Source organism: Streptomyces lasalocidi (assembly GCF_005280215.1).
GTDB lineage: Bacteria > Actinomycetota > Actinomycetes > Streptomycetales > Streptomycetaceae > Streptomyces > Streptomyces longwoodensis.
In genome coordinates this window covers 5428761-5452406 of the sequence record NZ_SZNQ01000001.1, presented here as the reverse complement: position 1 = coordinate 5452406, position 23646 = coordinate 5428761, and the positions used below count along the sequence as shown (strand labels likewise).

Annotated in this window: 23 protein-coding genes and 5 tRNA genes; 9 read left to right on the top strand and 19 right to left on the bottom strand. The window is 73.2% G+C overall.

All coding sequences use genetic code 11. From position 1 onward, the window contains the following. The first annotated feature begins 61 nt into the window (after nucleotides 1-61). A complete protein-coding gene (locus tag E4U91_RS24675) occupies nucleotides 62-1906 on the top strand; it encodes an HSP90 family protein (protein WP_137308856.1) in 1845 nt (614 codons plus the stop codon). Next, nucleotides 1906-4932, top strand: a complete 3027-nt coding sequence (locus E4U91_RS24670) for a tetratricopeptide repeat protein (RefSeq protein ID WP_137308855.1) — start codon at nucleotides 1906-1908, stop codon at nucleotides 4930-4932. Before E4U91_RS24675 ends, E4U91_RS24670 begins: the two co-directional genes overlap by 1 nt. 109 nt (nucleotides 4933-5041) lie before the next feature. Here the strand turns inward: E4U91_RS24670 and E4U91_RS24665 are convergent, their stop codons facing one another. Continuing rightward, nucleotides 5042-6865: a DAK2 domain-containing protein gene (locus tag E4U91_RS24665; protein WP_137308854.1), complete on the bottom strand. Its 1824-nt coding sequence runs from the start codon at nucleotides 6863-6865 to the stop codon at nucleotides 5042-5044. A 274-nt stretch (nucleotides 6866-7139) separates the two neighbouring features. On the opposite strand from E4U91_RS24665, the gene rpmB reads away from it, so the two are divergent. After that, nucleotides 7140-7325, top strand: coding sequence for a 50S ribosomal protein L28 (gene rpmB, locus E4U91_RS24660; RefSeq protein ID WP_004924906.1), 186 nt, complete (start codon nucleotides 7140-7142; stop codon nucleotides 7323-7325). Nucleotides 7326-7442: 117 nt separating this feature from the next. On the opposite strand, the gene thiD is transcribed toward rpmB, so the two are convergent. Continuing rightward, the gene (gene thiD / locus E4U91_RS24655; RefSeq protein ID WP_137308853.1) at nucleotides 7443-8243 is read right to left on the bottom strand and encodes a bifunctional hydroxymethylpyrimidine kinase/phosphomethylpyrimidine kinase; all 801 of its coding nucleotides are present in this window, start codon (nucleotides 8241-8243) and stop codon (nucleotides 7443-7445) included. After that, on the bottom strand, nucleotides 8240-9208 hold the full coding sequence (locus E4U91_RS24650) for a thiamine-phosphate kinase (protein WP_137303835.1): 969 nt from the start codon (nucleotides 9206-9208) through the stop codon (nucleotides 8240-8242). The genes thiD and E4U91_RS24650 overlap by 4 nt, the downstream gene beginning before the upstream one ends. A gap of 206 nt (nucleotides 9209-9414) precedes the next feature. Here E4U91_RS24650 and E4U91_RS24645 point away from each other — a divergent pair, with 206 nt between their 5' ends. Both E4U91_RS24645 and E4U91_RS24640 read left to right on the top strand, forming a co-directional pair. Further along, nucleotides 9415-9648 carry an Lrp/AsnC family transcriptional regulator gene (locus E4U91_RS24645; RefSeq protein ID WP_067238984.1) on the top strand — a complete coding sequence of 78 codons (234 nt, stop codon included), beginning with the start codon at nucleotides 9415-9417 and terminating at the stop codon, nucleotides 9646-9648. Nucleotides 9649-9668: 20 nt separating this feature from the next. Beyond that, a complete protein-coding gene (locus E4U91_RS24640) occupies nucleotides 9669-10169 on the top strand; it encodes a DUF3515 domain-containing protein (protein WP_137308852.1) in 501 nt (166 codons plus the stop codon). 30 nt (nucleotides 10170-10199) lie between these two features. Here E4U91_RS24640 and E4U91_RS24635 read toward each other — a convergent pair whose 3' ends face one another. From E4U91_RS24635 to E4U91_RS24625, 3 genes are all read right to left on the bottom strand, one after another. Beyond that, nucleotides 10200-11357, bottom strand: coding sequence for a D-alanine--D-alanine ligase family protein (locus tag E4U91_RS24635; RefSeq protein ID WP_067238978.1), 1158 nt, complete (start codon nucleotides 11355-11357; stop codon nucleotides 10200-10202). Nucleotides 11358-11427: 70 nt separating this feature from the next. Next, on the bottom strand, nucleotides 11428-12438 hold the full coding sequence (locus tag E4U91_RS24630; protein WP_137308851.1) for an NAD(P)H-dependent glycerol-3-phosphate dehydrogenase: 1011 nt from the start codon (nucleotides 12436-12438) through the stop codon (nucleotides 11428-11430). Next, nucleotides 12435-13199 carry a lysophospholipid acyltransferase family protein gene (locus tag E4U91_RS24625; RefSeq protein WP_137308850.1) on the bottom strand — a complete coding sequence of 255 codons (765 nt, stop codon included), beginning with the start codon at nucleotides 13197-13199 and terminating at the stop codon, nucleotides 12435-12437. The genes E4U91_RS24630 and E4U91_RS24625 overlap by 4 nt, the downstream gene beginning before the upstream one ends. 176 nt (nucleotides 13200-13375) lie before the next feature. Between E4U91_RS24625 and cofC the strand changes: the two genes are divergently transcribed. Beyond that, complete coding sequence (cofC, locus tag E4U91_RS24620; RefSeq protein WP_137308849.1) at nucleotides 13376-14014, top strand: 2-phospho-L-lactate guanylyltransferase; 639 nt, start codon at nucleotides 13376-13378, stop codon at nucleotides 14012-14014. A gap of 9 nt (nucleotides 14015-14023) precedes the next feature. Next, complete coding sequence (locus tag E4U91_RS24615; RefSeq protein WP_137308848.1) at nucleotides 14024-14227, top strand: hypothetical protein; 204 nt, start codon at nucleotides 14024-14026, stop codon at nucleotides 14225-14227. Between the two features lie 93 nt (nucleotides 14228-14320). On the opposite strand, the gene E4U91_RS24610 is transcribed toward E4U91_RS24615, so the two are convergent. The 4 genes from E4U91_RS24610 to leuC form a co-directional block, all read right to left on the bottom strand. Then, nucleotides 14321-14983, bottom strand: a complete 663-nt coding sequence (locus tag E4U91_RS24610; RefSeq protein ID WP_137308847.1) for an HU family DNA-binding protein — start codon at nucleotides 14981-14983, stop codon at nucleotides 14321-14323. A 136-nt stretch (nucleotides 14984-15119) separates the two neighbouring features. Then, the gene (locus E4U91_RS24605) at nucleotides 15120-15350 is read right to left on the bottom strand and encodes an SCO5555 family protein (RefSeq protein WP_137308846.1); all 231 of its coding nucleotides are present in this window, start codon (nucleotides 15348-15350) and stop codon (nucleotides 15120-15122) included. 274 nt (nucleotides 15351-15624) lie between these two features. Beyond that, the gene (gene leuD / locus E4U91_RS24600; RefSeq protein WP_137308845.1) at nucleotides 15625-16218 is read right to left on the bottom strand and encodes a 3-isopropylmalate dehydratase small subunit; all 594 of its coding nucleotides are present in this window, start codon (nucleotides 16216-16218) and stop codon (nucleotides 15625-15627) included. Nucleotides 16219-16224: 6 nt separating this feature from the next. Beyond that, nucleotides 16225-17655: a 3-isopropylmalate dehydratase large subunit gene (gene leuC / locus E4U91_RS24595; RefSeq protein WP_137308844.1), complete on the bottom strand. Its 1431-nt coding sequence runs from the start codon at nucleotides 17653-17655 to the stop codon at nucleotides 16225-16227. A 188-nt stretch (nucleotides 17656-17843) separates the two neighbouring features. On the opposite strand from leuC, the gene ndgR reads away from it, so the two are divergent. Continuing rightward, a complete protein-coding gene (ndgR, locus tag E4U91_RS24590; RefSeq protein WP_067238957.1) occupies nucleotides 17844-18560 on the top strand; it encodes an IclR family transcriptional regulator NdgR in 717 nt (238 codons plus the stop codon). A 109-nt stretch (nucleotides 18561-18669) separates the two neighbouring features. On the opposite strand, the gene E4U91_RS24585 is transcribed toward ndgR, so the two are convergent. Then, nucleotides 18670-19176, bottom strand: coding sequence for a DUF4188 domain-containing protein (locus E4U91_RS24585; RefSeq protein WP_137308843.1), 507 nt, complete (start codon nucleotides 19174-19176; stop codon nucleotides 18670-18672). Between the two features lie 38 nt (nucleotides 19177-19214). Between E4U91_RS24585 and E4U91_RS24580 the strand changes: the two genes are divergently transcribed. Beyond that, a complete protein-coding gene (locus tag E4U91_RS24580) occupies nucleotides 19215-19859 on the top strand; it encodes a MerR family transcriptional regulator (protein ID WP_137308842.1) in 645 nt (214 codons plus the stop codon). A gap of 53 nt (nucleotides 19860-19912) precedes the next feature. On the opposite strand, the gene E4U91_RS24575 is transcribed toward E4U91_RS24580, so the two are convergent. The 8 genes from E4U91_RS24575 to E4U91_RS24540 all read right to left on the bottom strand — a co-directional run bounded on the left by E4U91_RS24575 (nucleotide 19913) and on the right by E4U91_RS24540 (nucleotide 23616). Beyond that, nucleotides 19913-19985: transfer RNA gene (locus E4U91_RS24575), tRNA-Glu, on the bottom strand. A 28-nt stretch (nucleotides 19986-20013) separates the two neighbouring features. Then, nucleotides 20014-20085: transfer RNA gene (locus tag E4U91_RS24570), tRNA-Gln, on the bottom strand. Nucleotides 20086-20105: 20 nt separating this feature from the next. Further along, nucleotides 20106-20178: transfer RNA gene (locus E4U91_RS24565), tRNA-Glu, on the bottom strand. A 61-nt stretch (nucleotides 20179-20239) separates the two neighbouring features. Continuing rightward, nucleotides 20240-20312, bottom strand: a tRNA-Glu gene (locus E4U91_RS24560). A 39-nt stretch (nucleotides 20313-20351) separates the two neighbouring features. Beyond that, nucleotides 20352-20423, bottom strand: a tRNA-Gln gene (locus tag E4U91_RS24555). Nucleotides 20424-20515: 92 nt separating this feature from the next. Beyond that, nucleotides 20516-21250: an HAD family hydrolase gene (locus E4U91_RS24550; RefSeq protein WP_137308841.1), complete on the bottom strand. Its 735-nt coding sequence runs from the start codon at nucleotides 21248-21250 to the stop codon at nucleotides 20516-20518. A gap of 103 nt (nucleotides 21251-21353) precedes the next feature. After that, nucleotides 21354-22838 carry a glutamate--tRNA ligase gene (gene gltX / locus E4U91_RS24545; RefSeq protein ID WP_137308840.1) on the bottom strand — a complete coding sequence of 495 codons (1485 nt, stop codon included), beginning with the start codon at nucleotides 22836-22838 and terminating at the stop codon, nucleotides 21354-21356. Continuing rightward, the gene (locus E4U91_RS24540) at nucleotides 22831-23616 is read right to left on the bottom strand and encodes a fumarylacetoacetate hydrolase family protein (RefSeq protein ID WP_137308839.1); all 786 of its coding nucleotides are present in this window, start codon (nucleotides 23614-23616) and stop codon (nucleotides 22831-22833) included. The genes gltX and E4U91_RS24540 overlap by 8 nt, the downstream gene beginning before the upstream one ends. Between the last annotated feature and the right edge of the window lie 30 nt (nucleotides 23617-23646).

The following is a 23646-nucleotide window of genomic DNA, read 5'->3' as shown; positions in this document are numbered from 1 at the left end:
CCGCCTCACCGGGACCGCCCGACCCCGCGCCGTCGCGAGTCCCCCCACCGGCGCAGCGACGATGGACTCCCAGACCTCACAGTCATCCCCGGCCCCCGAGCCGCCCCGTACGTTTCAGGTCGACCTGCGTGGTCTGGTGGACCTGCTCTCCCACCACCTCTACTCCAGTCCCAAGGTCTACCTGCGCGAGCTCCTGCAGAACGCGGTGGACGCCGTCACCGCCCGGCGGGCCGTGGAGCCCGGTGCCCCGGCCCGGGTGCGCCTGTACCCGGACGGCGCGGACGGCGCGGACGGTGCCGCGCTGCGCGTGGAGGACTCCGGGATCGGGCTGACCGAGTCCGACGTGCACGAGCTGCTGGCGACCATCGGGCGCAGCTCCAAGCGGGCCGAGGGCCTCCAGGAGGCGCGGTCGGACTTCCTCGGGCAGTTCGGCATCGGACTGCTGGCCTGTTTCGTGGTGGCCGAGCGGATCCGGGTGGTCAGCCGCAGCGCGCGGACCCCGCAGGCGCCGCCGGTGGAGTGGACGGCGCGCGACGACGGCTCGTACACCGTGCGCACGCTCCCGGACGAGGCCCGCCCCGAACCCGGCACGACCGTGCACCTGGTGGCGCGGGCCGGTGCCGCCGAGTGGCTGGCGCCGGAGCGGGTGCTGTCGCTGGCGCGGGACTTCGGCTCGCTGCTGCCGTACGACGTGCGGGTGGGCGAGGAGGAGGTCACCGACCTGCCCGCGCCCTGGGACCGGCCGTACGCCTCGCCCGCGAACCGGCGGGTGGCGCTGGCCCGGCACTGCCAGGGGCTGTTCGGCTTCACGCCGCTGGACTCGATCGACCTGTCGGTGCCGGTGGCCGGGATCCGCGGGGTGGCGTACGTGCTGCCGTCGGCGGTCAGTCCGGCCCAGCGCGCCGGGCACCGGGTGCACCTGAAGGGCATGCTGCTCACCGAGCGGGCCGAACAGCTGCTGCCGGACTGGGCATTCTTCGTGCGCTGCGTCCTGGACACCGACAGCCTGCGGCCCACGGCCTCGCGCGAGGCGCTGTACGAGGACGAGACGCTGGCCGCCGTGCGGGACGCGCTCGGCGAGCGGATCCGGTCCTGGCTGACGGGGCTCGCGGCGGGCGACCCGGAGCGGCTGGAGGCGTTCCTGTCGGTGCACCACCTGGGCGTGAAGTCCCTGGCGCGGCACGATCCGGAGATGCTGCGCACGATGCTGCCGTGGCTGCCGTTCGAGACGACGGACGGGCGGCTGTCGCTGGAGGAGTTCGCGCAGCGCCACCGCGTCGTGCACTTCACGCGCACGGTGGAGGAGTACCGCCAGGTCGCGCCGATCGCCTCCGCGCAGGGCATCGGCGTGATCAACGGCGGTTACACCTACGACAGCGAGCTGGTCGAGGCGCTGCCGTCGGTGCGGCCCGGCACGGTGGTCGCCGAGCTGGACGCGGACACGGTGACCGCGCACCTGGACGCCGTGGACCCGGCGGAGGAGCTGGCGCTGGCGGGGTTCCTCGCGGCGGCGCGGGCCACGCTGGACCCGCTGGGCTGCGACGTGGTGCTGCGGGCGTTCCACCCGCTGTCGGTGCCCGCGCTGCACCTGGACGACCGGGCGGCCCGGCACGAGCAGGCGCGGGCCGAGGCCGAGGCGCAGGCGGACGACCTGTGGGCGGGCATCCTCGGCTCGCTGCGCGGCAGCGCGCCCCGTTCGCGGCTGGTGCTCAACCACCTCAACCCGCTGATGCGGCGCATCAGTTCGCTGCCGGAGCCGGAACTGATCGGCACCGCCACGGAGTCGCTGTACGGACAGGCGCTGCTGATGGCGCAGCGACCGCTCAGGCCCGCGGACTCGGCGCTGCTGAACCGGGCGTTCATCGGCCTGCTGGAGTGGGCCACCCACGGTGAGGAGGGGCGCTGATGAGCGGGATAACGGACTTCGACTCGCTCCGCCGGGCGATGGCGGACAATTCCGAGCAGCCGGAGGGGCCGGCCCGCAACGCGCGCGCGGAGCAGCTGCTCGCCGAGGCCGAGAAGCTGGACGTCCCGCTCGCCGTGATCGAGGCACTCGGGCACCAGCTGAAGGTCTACAACTACAGCTCCGAGAAGGCGAAGATGTTCGTCCCCTTCGCGCGGCTGCTGCGCATGTGGGACGAGCGCCCGGAGGACTTCGACGCCTACGAGACGCACTCGCTGCACTGGGTGTTCAAGTGGATGTCGGCGGGGATGCTCGACCAGCCGCACATCCCGCTCGCCTCGATAGAGAAGTGGCTCGGCGAGATGGAGCACCGCTACCGGCTCGCGGGGCACTCCGAACGGGCGGTGCGCAGCGCGGAGTTCAGCGTGGCCGCGCACGTCGGGGACCGGGCGCGGGCCGAGCGGGCCTTCGCGGCCTGGCTGGCGGCGGACCGGGACGCCATGGCCGACTGCCACGCGTGCGAACTGCACGGGCAGGGCTGGTGGCACGCGGAGCTGGGCCGTGACGAGGAGGCCCTTCAGCTGTGGGAGCCGGTGCTGGAGGGCGCGTACACGTGCGCGCACGAGCCGCACACCGCGCTGGCGTCGTCCCTGCTGCCGCTGCTGCGTCTGGGCCGCGTGGAGGAGGCCCGCGCGCACCACCTGCGGGGCTTCCGGCTGGTGCGGGCGATGGAGAGCATGCGCGGCGCGTACGCCGACCACGTGGAGTTCTGCGCCCTGACCGGCAACGAGGCCCGGGGGCTCGAACTGCTCGCGGAGCGCCCCGCCTACTTCACGGACGACGGCCAGCCGCAGAGCAAGCTGGACTTCCTGGGCGTGGTGGCGCTGCTGATGGACCGGCTGGTGGAGCGGGGGCTGGGCGGGCAGACGGTGCCGGGCCCGGCCGGGCGCACCTGGACGGCCGCCGGGCTGTCGGCGCACGCGCGCGGCGAGGCCCTGGCACTGGCCGCCCGCTTCGACGCGCGCAACGGCACCTCGTACGTCAGCGAGCGGCTGCGCGACCGGATGGCGCGGCGCCCGCTGGTGGAGCGGCTGCCGCTGGGCGTGCGCGCCGTGCGGCCCGCCGCCGTCGCCCCGGCCCCGGTGCCGGCCGCGCCGGCGGAGCCGGCCGGGGAGCCGGACGACCTGGCGGCGCTGCTGGTCCGGGCCCGGCAGCTGTCGGACACGCTGCGGCCGCACGCCGTGGAGGCGTGGGCCGCGGTCGCACGGGCCGCCGAGGGCGCGGAAGGCGCCGGGGGCACGGTGCTGGACGCGCGCGACCGGGCGGAGATCGCCGACCACGAGGGGATGGCGCTGGGCCCCGAGGGCGTCGCGTCCTTCGAGCGGGCCGCCGCGCTGTACGAACAGGCCGGCGACCCCGGGGAGGCCCTGGCGGCCCGCGCGCGTGCGGCGTACGTCCGGGCGCTGGGCGGCGAGGTCGAGGAGGCCCGCGCGGCGGTCGCCGAGCCGTACGACAGGGTCCTCGCGCTGTACGCCGACGGGGGCACCGGGCTGCGGCAGACGGCGGGGGTGCTGATGAGCCGCGCCCGCATCCTGATGCGGCCCGTGCACGAGGCGGAGGGCCCGGTCGCGCCCGGCGTCCTCGCCGACGCCGAGGCGGCCGCGCGGGAGGTGCTGGCCCTCGTCGAGGGCCGCGCGGACGACGACGTGCGGCTGGCCGCGCGGGTCGCGGAGGGCCACGCCCTGCTCGCCGAACTGGCCACGCGGTCCGGGGACCCCCGCGCGGGCGCGGAGCTGTTCGCACGGGCGGCCGCGGAGTTCGTCGCTGCGGGCCTGCCCTGGTTCGCGGTGGAGTACGAGGCCCGGCTGGCCGCCCTGGCGCACCACCTGGGCGACCCGGCCGGGGCGGAACGGGCGCTGCGGGCGGCCCTGGAGCACGGCGGCGAGCACCTGGAGCCCGTCGGGCGGGCGCAGTTGCACCTCCAGCTCGCCGAGGTGGTCGGGGGCCGGGGGCAGGCCGACGAGGCCGCCGAGCACGCCATGGAGGCGGCCCACTGGGCCGACGTGGCCGGCGAGGGCCCGACGCTCGGCGCCTGGGCCCGGCACCAGCTCGGCGGCCACCTGGTGCGCCGGGGCCGCTGGGCGGAGGCCGCCGAGGTCCTGGAGTCGGCGCTCGCCGACCTGGGCGTCGACACGCACGGCGACGGCACGGTCGTCCAGACCCAGTGGTGGCTCGGGGACTGCCTGAGCGAGCTCGGTGAGCACCGGGAGGCCGCCGAACGCCGGCTCCAGGCCGCCGAGATCGCCCGGCACTGGCCCGAGCAGCACGACCACGCCACCCTCGCCCACCTCGCCGCCGAGTCCCTGGGCCAGGCGGGGCTGCCCGCCGAGGCGGACCGGGCGTACGCGCGCGCCGGTGAGCTGTGGCGGTCCCTGGGCAACGTGCACGGCCTGGTGCGCTCCCTGCGCGCCCGCGCGTGGCTGGCGCTGCGCACCCAGGAGGGGCCGGGGACCGCGCGCACGCTGATGGCCGACGCGGTCGAGGAGTGCGCGGACGCGCTGGGCGCCCTGGACGCGGCGGATCCCGCCGGCGCCGAAGCCGCCGGGAGCGCGCAGGAGGCCGCGGAGGCGGTGGCGGCCCGGCAGCGGCTGGTCGAGGAACTGGGCCACACCCACCGCCAGTTCGGCGACCTGCTCGCCCGCTCGGTGGCGGAGGACGACGACGACGCGTCGATCGGCGCCGCGCTGGAGGAGGCGCTGACGCAGATGACGCGGGCCGTCGCCGTGTTCGCGCCGCTGGGCGACGCCGCGCTGCACGCGCGTACCGGCGCCGAACTGGCCGCGGGCTGGCTGGAGACCGACCTGGGCCGCCCGTCCGACGCGGCGGCACGCGCGCGGGCGGTGCTGGCGGCGTACGACGCCGTGGCCGGGGACGGCGACGACGGGGACCGGGACGGTGAGACGGTGCGGGCGCGCCGGGCGGAGGCGGAACAGCTCATCCAGGTGGCGACGGAACAGCCGACGGGCTGACCTCCGCTGGAGCGGGGCCGGAGGGGCCGACCTCCGCAGCGGCGGGAGCGGCGGGTCGGGGTCCGGCGGGAGACGGTGGTGCCGGGCCCGCGGGCTGCTCCACCGCGGGCTACTCCACGCCGATGAGCAGCAGCGCGCCCTGTCGGCCGCCCCGGTAGGCCACCGTGTCGACGGCGAGGTACGCCTCCCGCACCCGGGCCCGCAGGTGCTCGGCGACCTCCTCGGGCACCTCGTCGCCGAGCACCAGGGTGACCAGCTCGCCGCCCGCCGCGAGCATCCGGTCCAGGACGGTGCGGGCGGTGTCGGTGACGTCCGCGCCGATCACCGCCACGTCGCCGTCGATCAGGCCGAGGACGTCACCGGCCTGGCAGATGCCCGCCATGGTCCACGACTGGTGCTCGGCGACGGTGACCTCGGCGTAGCGGGTGGCGCCGGCCGCCGAGGTCATGGCGACGACGTCCTCGTCGAAGCGGCGGCCGGACTCGTGCACGGCGAGCGCGGCCAGGCCCTGCACCGCGGACCGGGTGGGGATGAGCGCCACCCGGATGCCCTCGGCACGGGCCTGCTCGGCCGCCGCGGCGGCGGTGTGGCGCAGTTCGGCGTCGTTGGGCAGCAGCACCACCTCGCGCGCGTGGGCCCGTCGTACGGCCTGCACCAGCTCCCCGCTGGCGGGCGGCTCGCCGGGCCGGGCGAGCACCGTGGTCGCGCCGGCCTCCGTGTACAGGCAGGCCAGGCCCTCGCCGGGGACGACGGCGACGACGCCCCGCTGGACGCGCTCGCGGGGTGGTCGCTCACCGCGCGCGGTGTGCACGTCGTCCGCCCCGAAGTGGGTGATCCGGATGCGGTGGGGCCGCCCGGCCTCCAGGCCGGCCTCGACGGCGGCGCCGGCGTCGTCGACGTGCACGTGGACGTTCCACAGGCCGTCGCCGCCGACCACGACCAGGGAGTCGCCGAGGGCGTCCAGGCGCTCCCGCAGCCGGGCCACGGCGCTGTCCTGGGCCTCCAGGAGGTAGATGACCTCGTAGGCGGGCCCGTCGCCCTCCTCGCCGTCCGGCGGCTCGCACGGGTCGATCACGGTGTCGGTGCCGGCGTCAGCGGCTGCGGCTGCGGCCGCGGCGGTGTCCGTGTCCGTGTCCGACGTCGTCCCGCCCAGTGCGTCCCCCACCGGCGCGAAGGCCGCCCCGGCCGCTTCGACCGCAGCCGGCACCTCCCCCGTCAGCGTCTCCACCAGTGCCCCCAGCACCGCGACCAGCCCGCGCCCGCCCGCGTCGACCACGCCGGACCGCTCCAGGACGGGCAGCTGGGCCGGTGTCCGCGCGAGGGCCGCGCACGCGCCCCCGTAGGCGGCCCGGGCGACCGTCCCGCAGTCGCCGTCGGCCGTCCGGGCCGCGTCGGCGGCGGCGGAGGCGACGGACAGCACGGTGCCCTCCACCGGGTGGGCGACGGCCTGCCGGGCGGAGTCGGCCGCGTGCCGCAGGGCCAGGCCGAGGCCCTTGCCGTCGGTGTGGGGGCGGTCCTGTTCCTCGGCGAGCACCTGGGCCATGCCGCGCAGCAGCTGCGCGAGGATCGTCCCGGAGTTCCCGCGGGCGCCGATGAGCGCGCCGTGCGCCATGGCCCGCACGGCGTCGGCGAGCGAGGGCACCGAGGACGCGCTCCCGGCGGGGTTCCCCGTCGGACCACCGTCCGCGGCCGCGGGGGCGACGCCGGCTCCCCCGCCGCCCGCGCCCACCTCGTGTCCCGCGAAGACCGCCTCCACCGCCGTCGCCGCCGACTCGACGGTCAGGTAGAGGTTGGTGCCGGTGTCCCCGTCCGCGACCGGGTAGACGTTGATCGCGTCGATCTCCTCACGCGCGCGTCCCAGCGCGCGGAGCGCGAGACCGCACCAGGTGCGCACCGCGAGAGCATCGAGGAATGTCTGCGGCACCTGCGCCACCTGCGCCTCTCCTTGAGCTGCTGGACGTGGGAGGCAGCGTAGACCGTGAACGGGTCCCTGCCCCAAGGGGGCAGCAGGGCGACGGGCCGGGGACGGGCCGTCGGCCGACCATGGTAGTTTCGTTGCACGGGCGCAGTCGTTGTATGCTGCTCCGGTTGCCCGATCCGATCGGGCTCTCCCCCTGGCAACGCCACTCGAGATCGTCGGTCCCCGGACCGTGGTCCCGGCCTGCCGGGATCAACCGTAAGTGCATCTGAAGTCTTTGGAGTGACCCGTGGCTGCCAACTGCGACGTCTGCGGCAAGGGGCCGGGCTTCGGCAACAACATCTCGCACTCGCACCGCCGTACGCCCCGTCGCTGGAACCCCAACATCCAGCGCGTGCGTACCGTGGTCGGCGGGACGCCGAAGCGCGTGAACGCTTGCACCTCGTGCATCAAGGCCGGCAAGGTCTCGCGCTGACGCTCAGCTGAGCGCGCGGCCACTGCCGGTTCGCTGCATCGAGCCGGTCCACCCCGGGTGGACCGGCTTTTTGCTGTACCCGCTGCCGGTCGCGTCCCGTGTGACGGAACTCCGGCCTCAGGCTCCGGGAGCACCCCGTGTGAGCGCCCAGCCGTGGTCCACGGGCCCGATGCCGGCGCCGAGCGCGAAGCCGGCGGCGATCGCCCCGGTGACGTACTCCTTGGCCGTCGTCACCGCCTCCGGCACGGACCGGCCCTTCGCCAGCTGCGCCGCGATCGCGGAGGCGAGGGTGCAACCCGTGCCGTGAGTGTGCCGGTTGTCGTACCGGGGGGCGCGCAGCCAGTGCTCCTCGGTGCCGTCGGTGAGCAGGTCCACGGCCTCGCCGGGGAGGTGGCCGCCCTTGATGAGCGCCCAGCGCGGCCCGAACGCCAGCACCGCGGCGGCCGCTTCACGCATCCCGTCCTCCGACACCACGCGGATGCCGGTGAGTTGGGCGACCTCGTCGAGGTTGGGGGTGGCGACGGTGGCGACCGGGAGCAGCCGGGTGCGCACCGAGTCGAGCGCGGACGCGGCGAGCAGCGGGTCGCCGTGCTTGGAGACGCCGACCGGGTCGACGACCGCGGGCGCGTCCGTCCCGGCGATCAACTCGGCGACCGCCTCCACGACGGGGGCGCAGGACAGCATGCCGGTCTTCACGGCCCGTACGCCGATGTCGTCGACGACGCTGCGGTACTGGGCGCGCACCGCCTCCACGGGCAGTTCCCACACGCCCTGGACGCCCAGGGAGTTCTGCGCGGTGACCGCCGTGACGACGCTCATGCCGTGCACGCCGAGGGCGAGCATCGTCTTCAGGTCGGCCTGGATCCCGGCGCCACCGCCGGAGTCGGAGCCGGCCACCGTGAGGACCGTGGGCCTCATGACTCGATGTCCCCGCCGAAGTGGTCCCAGCCGCCCTTGCTGGTCCAGGGCGCCCCGTCGACGGTCACGTGGGGCAGCGCCGAGGGGTTGAGGACCTCGCCGATGACCTTCCAGCGGGCCGGCAGCTTCACGTCCGGCGGGAAGGTCGCCACGATGGCGTGGTCCTCTCCCCCGGTCAGCACCCACTGCATGGGGTCGACGCCGACGGCCTGCCCGATGTCGTTCATCTGCGTGGGGATGTCGATGGCGCCGGAGCGGACGTCGATGCGGACCTTGCTGGCCTCGGCGATGTGCCCGAGGTCGGCGATCAGGCCGTCGCTGACGTCGCACATCGCGGTGGCGCCGAGCGAGGCGGCCGCCGGGCCCGCGTGGTAGGGCGGCTCGGGGCGGCGGTGGGCCTCGACGAAGGCGCGCGGCGAGCGGAAGCCGCGGGAGAGCACCGCGTACCCGGCCGCGGACCAGCCCAGCCAGCCGGTGACGGCGACCAGGTCGCCGGGCCGGGCGCCGCCCCGGGTGACGGGCTCGTGGTTGCGCAGGTCGCCGAGCGCGGTGATCGACACCATGATCGTGTCGCCGCGCACGACGTCGCCGCCGACCACGGAGGCGCCGGCCACCTGGCACTCGTCGCGCAGCCCGTCCATCAGCTCCGTCGGCCAGGTCACCGGGAGTTCGGCGGGCACGACCAGGCCGAGCAGCAGGGCGGTCGGCACGGCGCCCATCGCGGCGATGTCGGCGAGGTTCTGGGCGGCGGCCTTGCGGCCGACGTCGTAGGCGGTGGACCAGTCGCGCCGGAAGTGCCGGCCCTCCAGGAGGATGTCGGTGCTGGCCACGACCCGGCGGTCGGGCGCGGAGACCACCGCGGCGTCGTCACCGGGGCCGACCCGCACCGCCGGGGTGGTGGTGAGCCGGGAGGTGAGCTCCCTGATGAGCCCGAACTCGCCGAGCTCACCAACAGTGCCCTTCATTGCCCTTACGCCCCTTCTGTCCCTGTCCGTGCCCGGTCGCGCGGGACCGGTCTGCTCGATACGGTCGACCTGACCGTGCTCTTCGGCCCTGCCCGCACCCCGGCGCGCACGCCGTGCTCCCCCCGGGTCTCCCCGCGGCGCGCGACGACGCGATACCGTGGCGTTCCTTTTCCCCACATGATCCTCGTGGCCGCCCTGGAGGTTCCGTGGTACAGGCGTACATCCTGATCCAGACGGAGGTCGGCAAGGCGTCGACCGTCGCCGAGACGATCGGCAAGATTCCCGGTGTCGTCCAGGCCGAGGACGTCACCGGTCCCTACGACGTGATCGTGCGGGCCCAGGCCGACACGGTCGACGACCTCGGCCGGATGGTGGTCGCCAAAGTCCAGCAAGTGGACGGGATCACCCGAACCCTGACCTGCCCGGTCGTGCATCTGTAGCCCCCGTCTACCCTTGGCCGGTGAACTCCTTGCGTCACCGGCTCATCGGCCTGCCCGCGCTCGCCCTGCTGCTGATCACCGTCGGCTGCTCCTCGGCAGACGACGGTGCGTCGGCGGCGGTTCCCCGCCCGGGCGCACGGGCCGCCGCACTGTGCCGGACGCTGGACGGAGTGCTGCCGGCCACGGTGGACGACGAGAGCCGCGAGGATCCCGAGCCCGCGTCCCAACTGACCGCGGGCTGGGGGAACCCGGCGATCATACTGCGGTGCGGTGTGCCCCGGCCCCCGAAGATGGTCGATCCCTCGGTGTCCCAGGGCCTCGACCCGGACGCGGTCGCCGGCGGGGTCGACGGCGTCGACTGGCTCATGGAGAAGGCGGACGGCGGGGCGTACCGGTTCACGACCGCGAGCCGCCTCGCCTACGTCGAGGTGACGGTGCCGGCGGACCGGGACAGGTCGGCGGTGCTGATCGACCTGGCCCCCGCCGTCAAGAAGGCGATCCCCGAGGGGATCGCCGACTGAGTGCTGCGCGCCGGTCGGGGCCGGCCGGTGTCAGCGCAGACCGGTGGGGCGCCGCAGCGCGGCCTGGATCAGCCGGTCCACCAGCTCCGGGTAGCCGACCCCGCTCGCCTGCCACATCTGCGGGTACATCGAGATGGGCGTGAAGCCCGGCATCGTGTTGATCTCGTTGATCACGAACTCCCCGTCCTCGGTGAGGAAGAAGTCCGCGCGCACCAGGCCCTCGCAGCTGGCCGCCTCGAAGGCGTCCACCGCGAGCCGCTGCACCTCGGCGGTCTCCTCGGGCGTCAGCGGCGCCGGCACCAGCCCCGGGGTGGAGTCGATGTACTTGGCCTCGAAGTCGTAGTACGCGTGCGTGTCCGGCGGGGGGATCTCGGCGGGCACCGAGGCCCGCGGGCCGTCCTCGAACTCCAGGACGCCGCACTCGATCTCGCGGCCGCGCAGCGCCGCCTCGACGAGGATCTTGGGGTCGTGGGCCTGGGCCGCGGCGATCGCCTCGTCCAGCCCGGACAGGTCGTCGACCTTGGTGATGCCGATGGACGAGCCCGCGCGGGCGGGCTTCACGAACAGCGGCCAGCCGTGCTCCCCGGCGAAGTCCACGATCTTCCTGCGGGCCGCGGACTCGTCCCGGGCCCACTCGCGGGGCCGGATCACCACGTACGGGCCCACCTTCAGCCCGAAGGAGGTGAACACCCGCTTCATGTACTCCTTGTCCTGGCCCACGGCCGAGGCGAGCACGCCCGCCCCCACGTACGGCACGCCGGAGAGCTCCAGCAGGCCCTGGAGGGTGCCGTCCTCACCGTAGGGCCCGTGCAGGACGGGGAAGACGACGTCGACCTCGCCGAGCGCCTTGGGCACCGACCCCGGCTCGCTGTAGACGACTTCGCGGTTGGCGGGGTCCACGGGGAGGACCACCGCGCCCTCGGCCGACTCGGCGAGCTCCTCCACGTTCGGCGTACGCCGCTCGGTGATCGCCATGCGCTCGGGTTCGTCCGCGGTGAGCGCCCAGCGGCCGTCCTGGGTGATGCCGATCGGCAGGACGTCGTACTTAGTCCGGTCGACGGCCTTGAGGACGGCTCCGGCGGTGACCACGGAGATCCCGTGTTCGGAGCTGCGCCCGCCGAACACGACGGCCACGCGCGGCTTGCGGGACGGCTGCTCAGGGCTCTGGGGGAGGTTCTCGGTGCTCATATCGCGTTGAGAGTACCCGGTGGTAGGGCCGCGTCCCAGCGTCGGTGCGCGGCCGAACGAGGGGCGTCGCTCAGTGTCGTTCCGGCTTCGCGCTGCGCGACATGAGCTCCTTCACGGCGACCACGGGCGGCTTGCCCTCGTGGACGATCGCGACGACCGTCTCGGTGATGGGCATGTCGACGCCGTGGCGGCGGGCCAGATCCAGCACGGACTCGCAGGACTTGACGCCCTCGGCGGTCTGCTTGGTGACCGCGATGGTCTCCTGGAGGGTCATGCCGCGGCCCAGGTTGGTGCCGAAGGTGTGGTTGCGCGACAGCGGTGAGGAGCAGGTCGCCACCAGGTCGCCCAGGCCCGCGAGTCCGGAGAAGGTCAGCGGGTCGGCGCCCATGGCCAGGCCCAGCCGGGTGGTCTCGGCGAGGCCGCGGGTGATCAGGGAGCCCTTGGCGTTGTCGCCGAGGCCCATGCCGTCGGCGATGCCCACGGCGAGCCCGATCACGTTCTTCACCGCGCCGCCGAGCTCGCAGCCGACGACGTCGGTGTTGGTGTACGGGCGGAAGTACGGCGTGTGGCAGGCGGCCTGGAGGCGGCGGGCGACCGCCTCGTCGGTGCAGGCGACCACCGCGGCGGCCGGCCTGCGGGAGGCGATCTCGCGGGCCAGGTTGGGTCCGGTGACCACGGCGACCCGGTCCCGGCCGACCTCGGCGACGTCCTCGACGACCTCGCTCATCCGCATGGTGGTGCCGAGTTCGACGCCCTTCATCAGGGACACCAGCACGGTGTCCGGCGCGAGCAGCGGCGCCCACGCGGCCAGGTTGGCGCGCAGCGTCTGCGAGGGCACCGCGAGGACGGTGAAGTCGGCGTCGCGGGCGGCCTCGGCGGGGTCGGCGGTGGCCCGCAGGTTCTCCGGCAGTTCGACGCCGGGAAGGTAGTCGGGGTTGGTCCGCGTGGAGTTGACCGCGTCGGCGAGCTCGGCGCGGCGCGCCCAGAGCGTCACCTCGCAGCCCGCGTCGGCGAGGACCATGCCGAACGCGGTGCCCCAGGACCCGGTCCCGAAGACGGCCGCCCTGACGGACTCGCTCACGTGCCGCTCTCCCCTTCACGGCCCGTCTGGGCCTCGGTCCGCCGCCGCTGCTCGATCCGCTCACGGCGCGGGTCGTAGGGCGTCTCGGGTGCCTTCTCGCCGCGGATCTCCTCCAGCTGGCGGGTGATGGCGGCCATGATGACCTCGGTGGCCTCCTTGAGGACGTCCGCGGTCATCTCCTTGCCGTAGAAGCGCGACAGGTCCACGGGCGGTCCGGCGAGGACGTGGTGGGTCTTGCGCGGCAGCAGCCGGGGCTTCTTGGCGTAGGGCGGCAGGATCTCGTTGCAGCCCCACTGGGCGACCGGCACCACCGGGCACTTGGTCTGCAGCGCCACGCGCGCGGCGCCCGTCTTGGCGGTCATCGGCCAGCCCTCCGGGTCGCGGGTGAGGGTGCCCTCGGGGTAGAAGGCGACGCACTCGCCGCGCTCCACCGCGTCGATGGCGGCCCGGAAGGCGCTGAGCGCGTCGGTGGACTCGCGGTAGACCGGGATCTGTCCGGTGCCGCGCATGGCGGCGCCGACGAAGCCCTTCTTGAAGAGCCCGCTCTTCGCCAGGAAGCGCGGCACGCGCCCGGTGTTGTACTGGTAGTGCGCGTACGCGAAGGGGTCGATGTGGGAATTGTGGTTCACCGCGGTGATGAATCCGCCCTCGGCCGGAATGTGCTCCATTCCGCGCCAGTCCCGCTTGATCAGAGCCACCAGCGGCGGTTTGCAGATCACCGCGGCGAAGCGGTACCAGAAGCCGATTCTGCGGCGGGGCACGCGGACACCTTCCTCTAGGACTTCCCAGGGCCTGCTGCGGGGCCTGGGGCCGCACAAGTGTCGCCCCGGGCCGCCGGTCTGTCGAGAACACCGTACGCCCCGGTCACCGCAGTGCCGGAGGGGCCGGGGCGCGGGCCGGGTGACAATGACCGTGACGAGCAAGGGACGGTACGCCGGTGCAGTGGACGTTGGTCATACCCCTGAAACCCTTGGCGCAGGCCAAGAGCAGGCTGGCGGACACCGCGTCGGAGGGTCTGCGCCCGGGGCTGGCGCTGGCGTTCGCGCAGGACACGGTGGGGGCCGCGCTGGCCTCGCCCGCCGTGCGGGATGTGGTGGTCGTCACGGACGACGCGCTGGCCGGACGGGAACTGGCGGCGCTCGGGGCGCGGATCGTGCCCGACGCCCCGCGGGCCGGTCTGAACGCCGCGCTGGCGCACGCGGCCGGCGCCGCGCGCGCCGTGGACCCGCGGTGCGCGCTCGCGGCGGTGAACGCCGACCTGCCGGCGCTGCGCCCGCACGAATTGGCGCGGGTGCTGGACGCGGCCGCGGAATTCCCCCGCGCTTTTCTCGCGGACGCGGCCGGTATCGGCACCACGGTGCTGACGGCCGTTCCCGGGCGGGAATTGCTCCCCGCATTCGGAGTGGATTCCCGGGCCCGTCACCGCGCCTCGGGAGCGCGGGAACTCGGCCTGACCGGGGTGGCGTCCGTACGGCAGGACGTGGACACCGGCGAGGACCTGCGCGCGGCGCTGGCGCTCGGGGTGGGCCCCCGGACGGCGGCGGCGGCCGCGCGGCTGCTGACCGCCGGGCAGTAGGCTGCCGTCATGCAGGCGACCGCATACACGTACGACCCGCAGACGCGCAGCGGGCAGGTGCTGCTCGACGACGGGACACCGGTGCCCTTCGACGCGGCGGCGTTCGACGCGGGCGGACTGCGGCTGCTGCGGCCCGGTCAGCGGGTGCGGATCGAGACGGAGGGCCCCGCGGACGCCCCCCGCGTCACGCTGGTCACCCTGCACACCTTCTGAACCACCGGTGTTGCGGCCCGCGGGCGTTCCCGGACACGCCGCGGGCCGGACTCCCTGGGGAGTCCGGCCCGGCACGTGAACACCCTCGTCGCCTTATGCCTGGCGGGCGGTGGCCTTCTTGGCGGTGGTCTTGCGCGCGGTCGACTTCTTGGCGGGGGCCTTCGTGGCGGTCGCCTTTTTCGCCGGGGCCTTCTTGGCCGCCGTCTTCTTGGCGGTCGCGCTCTTCGCCGTGGCGGTCTTCTTGGCGGCGGCCGCGGAGGTCTTCTGCGGGGTCGCCTTCTTCGCGGTGGACTTCTTGGCGGCGGCCGTCGTGGTCTTGCGGGCGGTCGTCGTCTTCTTCGCGGCCGACTTCTTCGCGGCGGCGGCGGTGGTCTTCTTGGCCGCGGCCTTCTTGCCCGCCGCCTTGGCGATGGTGGGGGGCGGGCCGGACAGGCTGCCCTTGGGCGCCTTCTTGACCGCGATGTCGTTCTTCGGGAGCTTCTTCGACCCGCTGACCAGGTCCTTGAAGCCCTGACCGGCGCGGAAGCGCGGCACCGAGGTCTTCTTGACCCGAACCCGCTCGCCCGTCTGGGGGTTGCGGGCGTAGCGGGCGGGCCGGTCGACCTTCTCGAACGAACCGAAGCCGGTGACCGAGACCCGGTCGCCGCCGACGACCGCGCGGACGATGGCGTCCAGGACCGCGTCGACAGCATCGGCGGCCTGCTGGCGGCCGCCCATCTTGTCGGCAATCGCTTCTACGAGCTGCGCCTTGTTCACGTCTTCCCCTTCGGAGACATTGCCAGAACGAAAGTGTTCAAGCGTTTTCGCACGTTAGGCAGATATATACCGCAAATCAAACACGAAACGGGCTTATCACCCTTGTGCCGCAACGGACTCGACCGCCGTGGCCCGTTCAGCGTTCCTCTCCGGGGACGCGCCCCGCGTCCAGGTCCGCCGTGAACCGGTCCAGCCGCCTTGTCGCGTCGGCGAGATCGTGCTTGGCCGCGGCCGTAATGACCAGCAGCTTCCGGGTCAGCGCCATCCGTACGCCCTCCGGGACTTGCAGTGCGCGCACCCTTGCGTGCGCTTCCTTGAGTTGGTCCGCGACCGCCGCATAGAGCTCGAGTTGGCCGTCGTGTTCCATGCACAGATTGTGCCATCTGGGGCGAGTTGTCGCCCGCCCAGGGTGCAACTGCCGCCCCGGCGAGCCGTCCCGGCACGGTGGGACGACCCCTTCACGGCAGCCGCCTACCCGGGCAACCAGGCGGTTAACGTGGGAAGTTGAGGAGGTTCCGCGGGGATGACGGGGCCGAACGGGTACAGAAACAGCCGTACCCCCGATCGGAGTCGATCGGGGGTACGGCGGGGGTGCGGGTGGCCGAAACCCGTCGGGTGGCGAGGGGTGCGGGCCGGGTGATCTAGACGGGCAGCGTCCGCGGCTTGTGCGACGGCCGCTTCTCCTCGTAGGCGGCGATGTCCGCCTCGTTCTGGAGGGTGAGGGAGATGTCGTCCAGGCCGTTCAGCAGCCGCCAGCGGGAGTTCTCGTCCAGCTCGAAGGCGGCGGTGATCCCCTCGGCGCGCACCTCGCGGGCCTCGAGGTCGACCGTGACCTCGGCCTGCGGGTCGTCCTCCGTGAGGTCCCACAGCGCGTCCACGACCTTCTGGTCGAGCACCACCGTGAGCAGGCCGTTCTTCAGCGAGTTGCCGCGGAAGATGTCGGCGAAGCGGGAGGAGATCACGGCCTTGAAGCCGTAGTTCTGCAGCGCCCAGACGGCGTGCTCGCGGGAGGAGCCGGTGCCGAAGTCGGGGCCGGCCACCAGGACCGTCGCGCCCTTCCGCTCGGGGCGGTTGAGGATGAACTCCGGGTCCTTGCGCCAGGCCTCGAACAATCCGTCCTCGAAGCCGTCCCGGGTCACCTTCTTGAGCCAGTGAGCAGGGATGATCTGGTCGGTGTCGACGTTGGAGCGGCGCAGCGGGACCGCCCGGCCGGTGTGCGTGGTGAATGCTTCCATGGCTGATCAGACTCCAGCGGGCGTACGGGTCTCGGCGGCGGACAGATCGGCCGGGGAGGCCAGGTGGCCCAGGACGGCCGTGGCGGCCGCGACCTGCGGCGACACCAGGTGGGTACGACCGCCCTTGCCCTGCCGGCCCTCGAAGTTGCGGTTGGAGGTCGAGGCGGAGCGCTCACCGGGGGCCAGCTGGTCGGGGTTCATGCCCAGGCACATCGAGCAGCCCGCGTGCCGCCACTCGGCGCCGGCCTCCTTGAAGACCACGTCCAGGCCCTCGGAGACGGCCTGCAGACCCACCCGCGCGGAGCCCGGGACGACCAGCATCCGTACGCCGTCGGCGACTTTGCGGCCTCGCAGGATCTCGGCGGCGGCGCGCAGGTCCTCGATGCGGCCGTTGGTGCAGGAGCCTACGAAGACGGTGTCCACACCGATGGAGTTCAGCGGCTGTCCGGCCTCCAACCCCATGTACTCCAGGGCCTTTTCGGCGGCCAGGCGCTCCGAAGCGTCCTCGTACGAAGCAGGGTCGGGGACCGACGCCGAAAGCGGTGCGCCCTGGCCCGGGTTGGTGCCCCAGGTGACGAACGGCGAGAGCGCGGCGGCGTCGATCACGACCTCGGCGTCGAACTCGGCGTCGTCGTCGGTGCGCAGCGTCTTCCAGTACGCGACGGCGGCGTCCCAGTCGGCGCCCTCGGGGGCGTGCGGGCGGCCCTTGAGGTAGGCGAAGGTCGTCTCGTCGGGGGCGATCATGCCCGCGCGGGCGCCGGCCTCGATCGACATGTTGCAGATGGTCATGCGGGCCTCCATCGAGAGCTTCTCGATGGCCTCGCCGCGGTACTCCAGGATGTAGCCCTGGCCGCCGCCGGTGCCGATCCGCGCGATGATCGCCAGGATCAGGTCCTTGGCGGTGACGCCCTCGGGCAGCTCGCCGTCGACCGTGATCGCCATGGTCCGGGGGCGGGCCAGCGGCAGCGTCTGGGTGGCCAGCACGTGCTCCACCTGGGAGGTGCCGATGCCGAACGCCAGCGCGCCGAAGGCGCCGTGGGTGGAGGTGTGCGAGTCACCGCAGACCACGGTGGTGCCCGGCTGGGTCAGGCCCAGCTGCGGTCCCACGACGTGGACGACGCCCTGCTCGACGTCCCCGAGCGGGTGCAGGCGCACCCCGAACTCGGCGCAGTTCTTGCGCAGCGTCTCCAGCTGGGCGCGGGAGACCGGGTCGGCGATCGGCTTGTCGATGTCCAGGGTGGGGGTGTTGTGGTCCTCGGTGGCGATGGTGAGGTCGAGGCGCCGCACCTGCCGGCCGCTCTTGCGCAGTCCGTCGAAGGCCTGCGGGCTGGTCACCTCGTGCAGCAGGTGCAAGTCGATGAAGAGGAGGTCGGGCTCGCCCTCGGCGCGCCGGACGACGTGGTCGTCCCAGACCTTCTCCGCGAGTGTCCTACCCATCGCTTTCCCTCCGGCCGGCGAACGTCCACCGACCCAACTAGAGATCTTGGGGAGACGGCGCCCGCACCCCGTGTTCCGGGCACCCGCCGCCGGGCCCGTTCGGTGCGCGGGCCGTCTTCGTCCAAGGGTTGCGCGTCTCACGGAAAAATGAACTTGCGTTTCACAGAGTGAGACGGGAGTATCGTTGCATGGACAACAGTAGCGGCGTAGGCGTGCTGGACAAGGCGGCCCTTGTCCTGAGCGCCCTGGAGTCCGGTCCGGCCACCCTCGCGGGGCTGGTCACCGCGACCGGACTGGCACGACCCACGGCCCACCGGCTGGCCGTGGCCCTCGAACACCACCGCATGGTGGCACGTGACATGCAGGGCCGTTTCATCCTCGGCCCGCGCCTGGCGGAACTGGCCGCGGCGGCGGGCGAGGACCGGCTCCTCGCGACGGCCGGCCCGGTGCTGACCCACCTGCGCGACGTGACGGGCGAGAGCGCCCAGCTCTACCGCCGCCAGGGCGACATGCGCATCTGCGTCGCCGCGGCGGAGCGGCTGTCGGGCCTGCGGGACACGGTCCCGGTCGGCTCGACGCTGACGATGAAGGCCGGTTCCTCGGCGCAGATACTCATGGCCTGGGAGGAGCCCGAGCGCCTGCACCGCGGTCTGCAGGGCGCCCGCTTCACGGCGACGGCCCTGTCGGGCGTCCGGCGCCGCGGCTGGGCCCAGTCCATCGGCGAGCGCGAACCGGGCGTCGCGTCGGTCTCCGCGCCGGTGCGCGGCCCGTCGAACCGCGTGGTGGCCGCGGTGTCCGTCTCCGGCCCGATCGAGCGCCTCACCCGGCACCCCGGCCGCATGCACGCCCAGGCCGTCATCGACGCGGCGGCCCGGCTGTCCGAGGCCCTGCGCCGCACCGGCTGACCCCGACGCGACCACCCGCCCTCCCGGGAGCACCGGCCCCAACGCCGCGGCAGGTCCTCCCGGTAAGGCGTGACCCACGTCCGCCGGACCGAGCAGGCGGGTTCGTTCCCTAGGACGCCGGCGCGCGCCAGGCCAGCCGGTCCTTGGCGTACCGCCCCCGCTCGGCGAGCGGCACCTGTCCGTGCGCCGCGGCGAGCCCGAAGGCCGGCATGTCGCCGTAGATCGACTCGTAGCGCCCCTCGGGCACGACGTACGCCTCGTGCCAGATCCCGACGTGACCGCGCACCTTGCCCGCGCGCTCCTTGCCGTTGATCCGCGCCCACACCTCGTGGTGGAAGGCGTCGGGCGCGCTCGCGTACGCGTACAGCTTCTCCTTCGACTCCCAGTACTGGACGATGTAATACGTCCTCGGCGACGCCGTCAGCAGCACCCGGGAGAGCAGTCCGCGCTCCGGCGCCCTCTTCAGCTCCGCGAGCATCCGGAACATCGCGAACATGACCGGCAGCCACTGGTGCACCGCCCACAGGCGGTTGATCCGCATGCCGATCAACAGGACGACCACGTCCCCGTGGGCGTCCGCGGTGGTACGACGTGCACCGACACGTTTCCCGTCCATGCTTGGATAGTGCCGTTGTCCAAGGGAGGGCACAAGAGATGCGGCTGGCCGAACTGAGCGGGCGCAGCGGTGTGTCCACCGCGACGATCAAGTACTACCTGCGCGAGGGCCTGTTGCCGCCCGGCAGGCAGGTCAACGCGACCACCGCCGAGTACGGCGAGGAGCACCTGCGCCGGCTGCGCCTGGTGCGGGCGATGGTCCAGGTGGGCCGGCTGCCGGTGGCGACGGTGCGCGAGGTGCTGGGCCACGTCGACGACGACTCCCTCGGCCGCACGGTCCGGCTGGGCGCCGCCCTGTGGGCGCTCCCGCAGGTCCCGGAGCCGGACGCGGACGACGACCACGCGCGCGCGGCCCGCGAGGAGGCGGACGCCCTGCTGGACGCACTGGGCTGGTCCAACGCCAGGCTGCTGACGACGATCTCGCCCGCGTACCGCTCGCTGGTGGTGGCGGTGGCCGCGCTCCGCCGGCTCGGCTACGACTGGGACGCCGAACTGCTCGCGCCGTACGCCCGGTTGATGCACCGGGCGGCACAGCTCGACCTGGACCACGTGGAACGGCAGCCCTCGGAGGCGGAGCGGGTGGAGGCGGCCGTCCTGGGCGCGATCCTGGTGGAGCCGATGCTCCAGGCCCTGCACCGGCTGGCCCAGGAGGAGGAGTCGGCCCGGCGGTACGGCTTCGCGTGACGGGGGCCGGGCACGGCGAAGGCCCCCCGCCTGAGCGGAGGGCCTTCTCGCTGTACCCCCGACCGGATTCGAACCGGCGCTACCGCCTTGAGAGGGCGGCGTGCTAGGCCGCTACACAACGGGGGCGTGGACTCTGCGTTTCCGCAGGCCCGAGCTGGTCTACCTGGACTCGAACCAAGACTAACTGAACCAGAATCAGTCGTGCTGCCAATTACACCATAGACCAATGTGGTTTAGACCAGTCAGTACCCCCGACCGGATTCGAACCGGCGCTACCGCCTTGAGAGGGCGGCGTGCTAGGCCGCTACACAACGGGGGCCCTAGCGATCCTGCATCGACGGCGGCGGGAGCGACCCGGCCGCCTTCGTGGGAAGGATCTGTACCCCCGACCGGATTCGAACCGGCGCTACTGCCTTGAGAGGGCAGCGTGCTAGGCCGCTACACAACGGGGGCTCGCGGATGTGATCCGCGGGTGCAGATGAGCTCTGCGAGCTGGCCTACCTGGACTCGAACCAAGACTAACTGAACCAGAATCAGTCGTGCTGCCAATTACACCATAGGCCATCGGAACGCAAGCCCCGCAGGGGATCTTGTTCTCGTTCGCTCCCCCGGGTGTGTGGCCTTTCGGCCCGCTCCCCGGCGGCGCAGGAAGAACATTACCCGAAGGTGGACGGGGCTCCAAAACGGGTATCGGCGCCGAGCAGCGCGGGCAGTTCGGCGAGCGAGGCGATCCGGTGCCGGCCGGACGGGGCCTCCACGACGGCCCGGCCGCCGTGGCGGTCGATCCACACGGACAGCAGTCCGGCGTCCGCCGCGCCCCGCCCGTCGATCTCCGGGTGGTCGCCGACGTAGGCCACCTCGTGCGGGGGCAGGTCCAGGGACTCGCAGGCCGCGAGGAAGGCGGCGGCCTGCGGCTTGGAGACGCCCAGCTCGGCCGCGCACAGGATGGTCTCGAAGCGGTCGTGGAGGCCGAGGACGCGCAGCTTGCGGTTCTGGACGTGCAGGCTGGAGTTGGAGAGCACCGCGTGCCGGTGGCTGGCGGCGAGGGCGTCCAGCACGGGCACGACGTCCGGGAAGAGGGACCAGGCGGCCTCGTAGTGACCGACGTAACGCTGGAACCAGACGTCGGCCTCGTTGTCGGTCAGCTCGGCGCCCAGGAACACCCGGACGCGGTCGCGGCGCTGCGCCTGGAAGCCGATCTCCCCCGCGGCGAACCGCGCCCACTGCTGGTCGGTGGCCTCGCGCCAGCGGATCAGCGCCTCCTCGGCACTGCCGTACCCGGCGAGCAGCCCCTCGGCGGCCAGGTGCGCCCGCATGCCCTCCCGGTCGGCGGTCGTGTAGTCGAAGAGGGTGTCGTCCACGTCCCAGACCACGGCGCGTATGTTCCTCATGCACCGACCGTAACCCGCGCCGCGCGCCGGTGTCCGGGAGACGCGGAAGGGGCGGCACCCGGTGCACCCGGTGCCGCCCCTCGTCGCGTGTCGCGCGGACGGGCTACGCGGTCAGCCGCGCCAGGGCCGCGTCGATGCGGGCCAGGGACGTCTCCTTGCCCAGTACCTCCAGGGACTCGAAGAGCGGCAGGCCGACCGTGCGGCCGGTGACGGCGACGCGGACCGGGGCCTGCGCCTTGCCGAGCTTGAGGCCGTGGGCCTCACCGGCGGCCAGGACGGCCTCCTTCAGCGACTCCGGGGAGGTCCAGTCGGCCGCCTCCAGCTTCTCGCGGGCGGTGCGCAGCAGCGCGTCGCTGCCCTCCTTCATCGCCTTCGCCCAGCTCGCCTCGTCCACGGCCGGCTCGGCCAGGAAGAGGAAGTCGACGTTGTCGGTGATCTCGGACAGCACCTTCAGCCGGGTCTGGGCGTGCGGGGCGATCGCCTGCCACTTGGCCTCGTCGAAGTCCTCCGGCGCCCAGGGGGCGAACGGGGCCTGGAGCCACGGGCGGCAGCGCTCGGTGAAGTCCTTCACGTCCAGCAGCCGGATGTGGTCGCCGTTGATCGCCTCGCACTTCTTCAGGTCGAAGCGCGCCGGGTTGGGGTTGACGTCCTTGACGTCGAAGGCCGCGACCAGCTCCTCGCGCGTGAAGATGTCCTGGTCGGCGGAGAGGGACCAGCCGAGCAGCGAGAGGTAGTTGAGCAGGCCCTCGGGCAGGAAGCCCTGCTCGCGGTAGAGGTTGAGCGAGGCCTGCGGGTCGCGCTTGGAGAGCTTCTTGTTGCCCTCGCCCATGACGTAGGGCAGGTGGCCGAACGCGGGGACGCCCTTGGCGACGCCCAGCTCGATCAGCGCCTTGTACAGGGCGATCTGGCGCGGGGTGGAGGAGAGCAGGTCCTCGCCGCGCAGGACGTGCGTGATCTCCATCAGCGCGTCGTCGACCGGGTTGACCAGCGTGTACAGCGGGGCGCCGTTGGCGCGGACGATGCCGTAGTCCGGCACGTTCTCCGGGGTGAACGTCAGCTCGCCGCGGACCAGGTCGGTGAAGGTGATCGTCTCGTCCGGCATCCGGAACCGGACGATGGGTGCGCGGCCCTGCGCCCGGTACTCCTCGACCTGCGCCTCGGACAGGTCGCGGCAGTGGCCGTCGTAGCCGGAGGGCCGGCCGGCGGCGCGGGCGGCCTCACGGCGGGTGTCCAGCTCCTCCTGGGAGCAGTAGCAGTGGTAGGCGTACCCGCCGTCCAGCAGCTTGCGGGCGACGTCCGCGTACAGGTCCATGCGCTGCGACTGGCGGTACGGCGCGTGCGGGCCGCCGACCTCGGGGCCCTCGTCCCAGTCGAAGCCGAGCCAGCTCATCGCGTCCAGCAGCTGCTGGTACGACTCCTCCGAGTCGCGGGCCGCGTCGGTGTCCTCGATGCGGAAGACGAGCGTGCCCTGGTGGTGGCGGGCGAACGCCCAGTTGAACAGGGCGGTGCGCACCAGGCCCACGTGGGGGTTGCCGGTGGGCGACGGACAGAAACGGACGCGTACGGGGGAGCCGGGTGCGCTAGCCACGCTTGACAACCTTGTTGGTGAGAGTGCCGATGCCTTCGATGGTGACGGCGACCTCGTCGCCGACGGTGAGGGGGCCGACCCCAGCCGGGGTGCCCGTGAGGACGACGTCGCCCGGGAGCAGCGTCATGGCCTCGGTGATGTTGACGATCAGGTCCTCGATCGAGTGGATCATCTCGCTCGTCCGGCCGAGCTGGCGCTGCTCGCCGTTGACGGTCAGCTGGACGGTGAGGTCCGAGGCGGTCGCGAGGTCCAGTCCGGTCTCCACCCACGGGCCGAGCGGGCAGGAGGTGTCGAAGCCCTTGGCCCGGGCCCACTGCTTCTCGCGCTTCTGCACGTCCCGCGCGGTGACGTCGTTGGCGCAGGTGTAGCCGAAGATCACGTCCTGGACGCGCTCGCGCGGGACCTCGCGGCACATCCGCCCGATGACCACGGCGAGTTCCGCCTCGTGGTGCAGGTCGGCGGAGAAGGAGGGGTACTGGATGGCGTCGCCGGAGCCGATCACCGAGGTGGACGGCTTGAAGAAGGCGAACGGGGCGTCCGGCACCTCGTTGCCCAGCTCGCGCGCGTGCTCGGCGTAGTTGCGGCCGAAGGCCACGACCTTGTTGGGGAGCACGGGCGGCAGAAGCCGGACCTTGCTCAGCGGCACCTTGGTGCCGGAGAGCTCGTGTTCCGCGAACGGGATGCCCTTGATGATGTCGAGGACGAGCTCGTCCGGCTTGTCGCCCTCGACCGCGCCGAAGGCGACGTTCCCGTCGATGGAGAACCTGGCGATGCGCACGGGTTGGTTGGCCCCTGATCTGTTCGCTGC